6 protein-coding genes and 1 tRNA gene are annotated in these 5956 nt (G+C 31.3%); 2 read left to right on the top strand and 5 right to left on the bottom strand.

The window, feature by feature from the left end; all coding sequences use genetic code 11:
- The first annotated feature begins 98 nt into the window (after positions 1–98).
- Complete coding sequence (locus BG20_RS05710; RefSeq protein ID WP_010192068.1) at positions 99–545, top strand: GNAT family N-acetyltransferase; 447 nt, start codon at positions 99–101, stop codon at positions 543–545.
- A gap of 881 nt (positions 546–1426) precedes the next feature.
- The gene (locus BG20_RS12700; RefSeq protein ID WP_193353025.1) at positions 1427–1585 is read left to right on the top strand and encodes a hypothetical protein; all 159 of its coding nucleotides are present in this window, start codon (positions 1427–1429) and stop codon (positions 1583–1585) included.
- Positions 1586–1924: 339 nt separating this feature from the next.
- On the opposite strand, the gene BG20_RS05700 is transcribed toward BG20_RS12700, so the two are convergent.
- The 5 genes from BG20_RS05700 to BG20_RS12695 form a co-directional block, all read right to left on the bottom strand.
- Positions 1925–2176: a hypothetical protein gene (locus BG20_RS05700; RefSeq protein ID WP_238527530.1), complete on the bottom strand. Its 252-nt coding sequence runs from the start codon at positions 2174–2176 to the stop codon at positions 1925–1927.
- Between the two features lie 142 nt (positions 2177–2318).
- Positions 2319–2395, bottom strand: a tRNA-Pro gene (locus BG20_RS05695).
- An 81-nt stretch (positions 2396–2476) separates the two neighbouring features.
- On the bottom strand, positions 2477–3442 hold the full coding sequence (locus tag BG20_RS05690) for a DNRLRE domain-containing protein (RefSeq protein WP_010192063.1): 966 nt from the start codon (positions 3440–3442) through the stop codon (positions 2477–2479).
- Positions 3443–3539: 97 nt separating this feature from the next.
- On the bottom strand, positions 3540–5441 hold the full coding sequence (locus BG20_RS05685; protein WP_010192062.1) for a S8 family serine peptidase: 1902 nt from the start codon (positions 5439–5441) through the stop codon (positions 3540–3542).
- A 113-nt stretch (positions 5442–5554) separates the two neighbouring features.
- Positions 5555–5956: hypothetical protein (locus BG20_RS12695; protein ID WP_010192061.1), on the bottom strand; the 402-nt coding region annotated here is incomplete at its 5' end.

Here is a 5956-nt window from a genome sequence, read left to right as displayed (position 1 = left end):
ATGTTTTTTAATTTTTAAAATAGTGAATATAGGTTCATCAAATAGAAATAAAGCGTATTTTTTGGAAATTAGATATATCATATCACACTATACTAAGTATGGAGGTCTCAGTTAGAAGGGCCCAAGATAAGGATGTCAAAGACATACTTGAAATTCTGTACGAACTGGAAAGGCCAAAACCAATTGATAGTAATGAGCTAAAAATATTCAAAAATAAAATCGATGATTATTTGGCAGATCCGCAAAAAGAGATTCTTGTTGCCAAAGAAAATTCAAAGATAATTGGAGTTGCAAGTATTGTATTTATTAGAAGATTAAATCGTGCAAAACTTGAAATGTATATTCCAGAGCTTGTAGTATCAAAAGAATTTCGTAATCAAGGAATTGGGGAAAAATTAATTCAACATTGCACGGAGTTATCTAAAAAGAAAAAATGTTATAGAATTAGACTAGAATCAGGTAATCAACGAAAAGATTCACATAAATTTTATAAAAAAATGGGATTTGAACAATCAGCTTTATCATTTACGAAAAATATATTGTAGATCAAAACAACACAGCATACCTTATCTTGATAGTTTAATTCAAATCAATTAATTCAAAAGGTTAAACTTTCTTTCATCAATAAAGACAAGTCATTTCTTAAAGGGTCATAACTAAGGGTGAAATTGAGATTTTCTAGGAGAGAATCGATCAACATGCATTTATTTTTTGCATATTGATAGTACTTATCAAATGCCATATCAAAGGAATTGGATTTTCTAAATTCAATCCAAAAATCATCACGGATTATAATATATTCTTGCAGAAAATAACGTACAGGAACTTCAACTATAGGAGACATATTGTAACGTAAAAGTTTAATCAGTATCGTCTCAAACTCTGGATCTAGTCGTGCATCATAGATATGTTGGTAAATATCATCCATATTTATCAGGTAAATGCCAACACTTCGTTTTTGTCAAATCTTTCTTTGAATTTCTCTCGTTCTTTTTCTTTTTTATCTTTCATGATGCATTACAGCGATAATGGAATTTATTTTCGATTGTCTGAAACATAAACAAACATCCAATTATTATTAAAAAATTTGAATGATTTTTAAGATTTTAAAATCTGAATTATAATATCAGAACCACATATAGAAACTATGCAAGAAATTGTAAAATGTGAATGTCCTCCCGGATCAGAAAGTTATGAAAACGAAGATGGAATGCAAATATGTCTTTCATGTGGGGGCTGGATAGAATAATTTGGGAGGTGATAAACTTGTTGGATAAGATTTTAGAAAAAAGCGAGATAAAATATACTGATTGTAATATTTGCAATAATCCATTACTACATTGTCATTGTTCTTGTCCATATTGTGGAAAAAGAGATGATTGCGAATGCGTATTATTTGATACAGTGACAGGAGGATAAAATAAATTTGAATATTTATGACACTAAAACTGTAAGATGTGTGATTTGTGATAAACCGATAGGAGAAGTGGATTATGATGCAGAGTTAATACGACCAAAGTGTGGACAGTGCTCAAACCCTATTCCAGATAGCAAAGACAAGATGCCATATTTGATTTATCACTAGTCAATAATAAATTATAAAAAATGAAAATAGAACTAATAAAATAAAAATAGATTAATTAAATTTTAATATTTTAAATAATTTAATTTTAGGGGTAAAAGTTCACATGTACAATCTTCTCGTTTACCACATTTAGGACAATTGCAATAACAAAGCAGTAATGAAGTATTACACTCAATACATTTTGTATACTCTGCATAGTCTTCTCTCATGTTACTATATACACATCATTAAAAATAAACATATAAGAAATTCACTTAAAATTTATTTGATTTTAATGAATATTTCAAAAATATTTTTGCCAGTAGAAAAGATTAGTGAGAATTTTATTTTGCATATTTTTTATAATTTTTCATTTAAAGAATCACAGTTAGGGCATTTTTGATCGTAAATCTTAGCACCGCATTCAAGACACATTCCTTCTCCCAACTCTTTTTCAATAGATTTTTTCCTAACTCCAACATAGAATTTTATTCCAAAATACATTGCAATTGCAATTAAAACCGCGTATATTGGAGCCATGAATGGAATTAAACCAATCATGAAAAGTAAAAGCCCCACTATCAAAATGATATCACGTTTTTCAAAATTCAATAGAATCGATTCAGAATACAATTGATAAAAACATGCCGGAGCTCAGAGCCATTAATTTTAGTTCATATCAAACTCATTACTCTAACTCTTCCTCATTGCTCGGCGATAAAACTAGGATGTTATTTGATAATAAGATAATGGATGGTGGGATCGGCGTGATTTGAACACACGACCTCTGCGTCCCAAACGCAGAATCATACCAAGCTAGACCACGATCCCAGTAAATCCCCAAAGTCGCCCAATTTAAGCTTGACAGATTCAAGATTTGTGTATGAAATAAAAATAAAGAAAGTACTTTGCTTATGCAAAGATTAATTCCAGTTGAGGAATATTTGTCTGTGTTTCTCTTGCTGCGATGTTTATTCTACCTGGAGCGTCTTCATCACTTTTCATAATAACCCATCCATAGTTTGGTGAACCATTTAGGAAAGCCAAGATATCAGTAGTTACATCAAATTCAATCCATTTTCCAGATACGTCATTTGAGATCACCACAGAGTCAGTAACGGTTCCTTGAAAGTTACCGCCATTCCAGTTAGTACAATCTTGATCATCAGATGAACAATTCCAAGTAACACCTTTTTGAGTTCCAATGAAATTAGCAAACGGAGCATTTTCACCAACGCCTTCCTGCCAGTTTTCATTAAGACTATGAACAACTACTGTTTGTCCTTCTTTCCATCTATGATCATTATCAACTACAAAAATTCTCAATTTTGCAGATTCTAGAGATTTTTCTTTTAATACAGTACCTATTTGAGATTCATCAAAGCCAACTAAAACTCTGTTATTAGTAGGACCAGTGCCCATTACTCGTAGTTCTTTGTTTGAACCTTCGTTGGAATTCTTGATTCCTTCTCTAACAAAACTATCTTTTGTAGAATAGAGAATTGCAGAATTATCAGTTAGTACAAAGTCAGCAGTAGAAGCCTTGACAGGTCTGAATTTTGAGAAACTCTCAGAATTTTGATTAATAGTCATTTGATCAAACTCGTAGCTTTGTTGAATAAATACTCCTGTAGGGAAACTGGATGTAATTGGATTAAAACAAAGTCCAGTATCACATAGCATTTTGTAATCGTTTTCAGAAAGCAATGATGATGCCAAAAGTCCGTCACCAAGCATGAAGAAAGTTATGCTTGAAAACGCTACGCCTGTAGCAATCATCAGAATTAAAAGTTTTTTACCTGAATACTCATTTGTAATCATTTGCCTCATTGAAATATCATAGAAATTCTTGTTAGTATAGACTTGTTTGTAATTCAATTACACACATTCAAAGGATATCATGTTTTTTACAAAAAATATTTTACATTCTAGGATTGTTTAACAATAATTCAAAGTGGCAGTAAATACCAACATCTTAATTTTTATTTATGATAAATGATGCATCAACCAATCCAAAGCCGTATTCATTTTTATAATTAGTTTCCATATGTTTTGGTTTAGCATGCTGCTCAATTTGATTTAATAATTGAGATGGGGAGAGATTTGGATTTGCATCTAACATCAATGCCGCAATTCCTGCAACATATGGGGTTGTTGCAGATGTTCCATAGAATAGATTTCCATTGTATGCAATTGTGGTAACACCGTTTGGACCAACTACATTAGGAACAGATTTTCCATTGTTTGTAGGCCCATGAGAACTAAATGATTCCAATACACCATCTTTGTTGTTAACTGCACCAACAACAATTACTCCTTTAGCATCAGATGGAACAACAGCACTACTTGCAGCTATAGGATATTCAATATTGTTGTTAACTGAGAATAACTCTAACTTGGAATAATCAGGCACATCATCTAATGATTTGAATTCTCCTGCATATGAAATGCCTACCGTATATAATCCAGCCATTTGAGGGATGTAGAATATGCTTTCAATTTTTTGAGAATTTGCTGTTTGGGTATTGGCTGAATAATCTACAATTTTTCCTAATGGGTCTACTAAAACAAGATCAAAGTCAGAGAAATCACCTAGTCCATCATTCCAGTTTAGATAAAGCATTATTGGCACATTGTTTTTTATTTGTGACTCTGATACGGTAATTGTTAACCCTTCATCCTTTTGTGCAAACTCATGCCATGCATTTAGATCGTTATCTGAAAATGTTCCCTGCCAGTGTTTTTGTGCAAAGTTTCCTGAAGGAACAATTACGGAAATACCATGGTTAATTGCTTCTTCAACTTTTTTGGTAATTTGACTAGAACCATCTGTAGAAAGATTTGGCCATCCTGCAGCCATTGCAATTATATCAACATCATTAGAAATTGCTTCATCAATAGCACGTCCGAATTCAACGTCAGTATTCATCTCATATAGATATAATTTAGAATTTGGGGCAACATCTGTAATTATTTCAGCTACCGCAGTCCCGTGACTGATGTTCTCTTCATTTGTAATAGATTGAGCAGACATTGAATTTTCAAATGAATTCCTAAATGATTTAAAGTTTACAATGTTATCTGAGATTTTTGGATTGTCTGTATAAAATAACATATCAAGTACTGCAACTTTGATATCTTTTCCAGTAATGCCAGAATTTTGTACTATATCAGCATTAATTGCATAAACGCCTTCAGAGATAGGATATTTGTAATCAGCACTGGTTAAACGATTCAAGTCTGAAACATCTGCGCTTAGTTGGATAAGATTTGAGTACTTAAGATCCCCAAGTGTTTTAATTATTTGATCAGAATTCAAAAAGGGTGATTTTACGATATTAAAAGCATCACCAGTATCAAATGTTGGTTTTGATGTGGATCTTATGTTATCAACTTCTTGAAATGAGTTGATTCGTGGAATATTATTAACATTAGTCGTTATTTGAACATATTTGCCATTCTGTACTTCGACATCTGATTGACTTTGAATTTTTTCAATTGTTTCAGGATTTGTGTTTGATAACTCCAAAACAAGTCTTACTTGATTTTTATCTGCATCCACACCATATTTCCATGCATTTTCATATGGATTTTCATCTTGCATTAATGCTCTGATTTGTTTATCTACTTTTTTAATCATAATTCCAGGATTTTTCTCCTTTTGCATTTCTGTGTGTTTGTCTTGAGATTCTGTTTTTTGTAAATTATCTGCAATTATTGTGAATCCGGGATTTATTTTTAAAACATTATCAAAGTAGACCATTTTTACTTTTTGAATATTTTGATCATATTGATTTTTAAGAAGTGATAATTGTTTTTGGTAAAGTGGATCAAAGGTATTTCCGTTAAATTCTTTATTTAATTCATCTAATTCCATGTTATAAAGAACTAATGCAACTAAGTTTCCTTTGTCAGATTCTTTCTGAGCCTGTTTAATCTCTTTTTCTAGATCTTTTTCAGATTTTTTTTCATCTTTTTCAGTTTCCTTCGTTATTTTTTAAGTAATTTTTCTGCATCTGTTAACCCTTTAGATGAATCGTCTGAATTATCAACAATTTCCTCTACAGCCTTAACAATTGCATCAACAACAACCGTTGATTGTTTTGATATAAAGTTAGAATTAGAATTAGAATTAGAATTAGAATTAGAATTAGAATTAGAATTAGAATTAGAATTAGAATTAGAATTAGAATTAGAATTAGAATTAGAATTAGAATTAGAATTAGAATTAGAATTAGAATTAGAATTAGAATTAGAATTAGAATTAGAATTAGAATTAGAATTTACAGATATTGTAGTTGAAGCTGCGTTGGAAGCTGCGTTGGAAGCTGCGTTGGAAGCTGCGTTGGAAGCTGCGTTGGAAGCTGCGTTGGAAGCTGCGTTGGAAGCTGC

This window comes from Candidatus Nitrosarchaeum limnium BG20 (assembly GCF_000241145.1).
Lineage (GTDB): Archaea > Thermoproteota > Nitrososphaeria > Nitrososphaerales > Nitrosopumilaceae > Nitrosarchaeum > Nitrosarchaeum limnae.
This window is presented reverse-complemented; position numbering and strand designations above follow the sequence as displayed.

Excerpts from the sequence above, each read along its gene's own strand:
- BG20_RS05710 (WP_010192068.1), top strand. The coding sequence starts at position 99 with ATGGAGGTCTCAGTTAGAAGGGCCCAAGATAAGGATGTCAAAGACATA.
- BG20_RS05685 (WP_010192062.1), bottom strand. The coding sequence starts at position 5,441 with ATGGAATTAGATGAATTAAATAAAGAATTTAACGGAAATACCTTTGAT.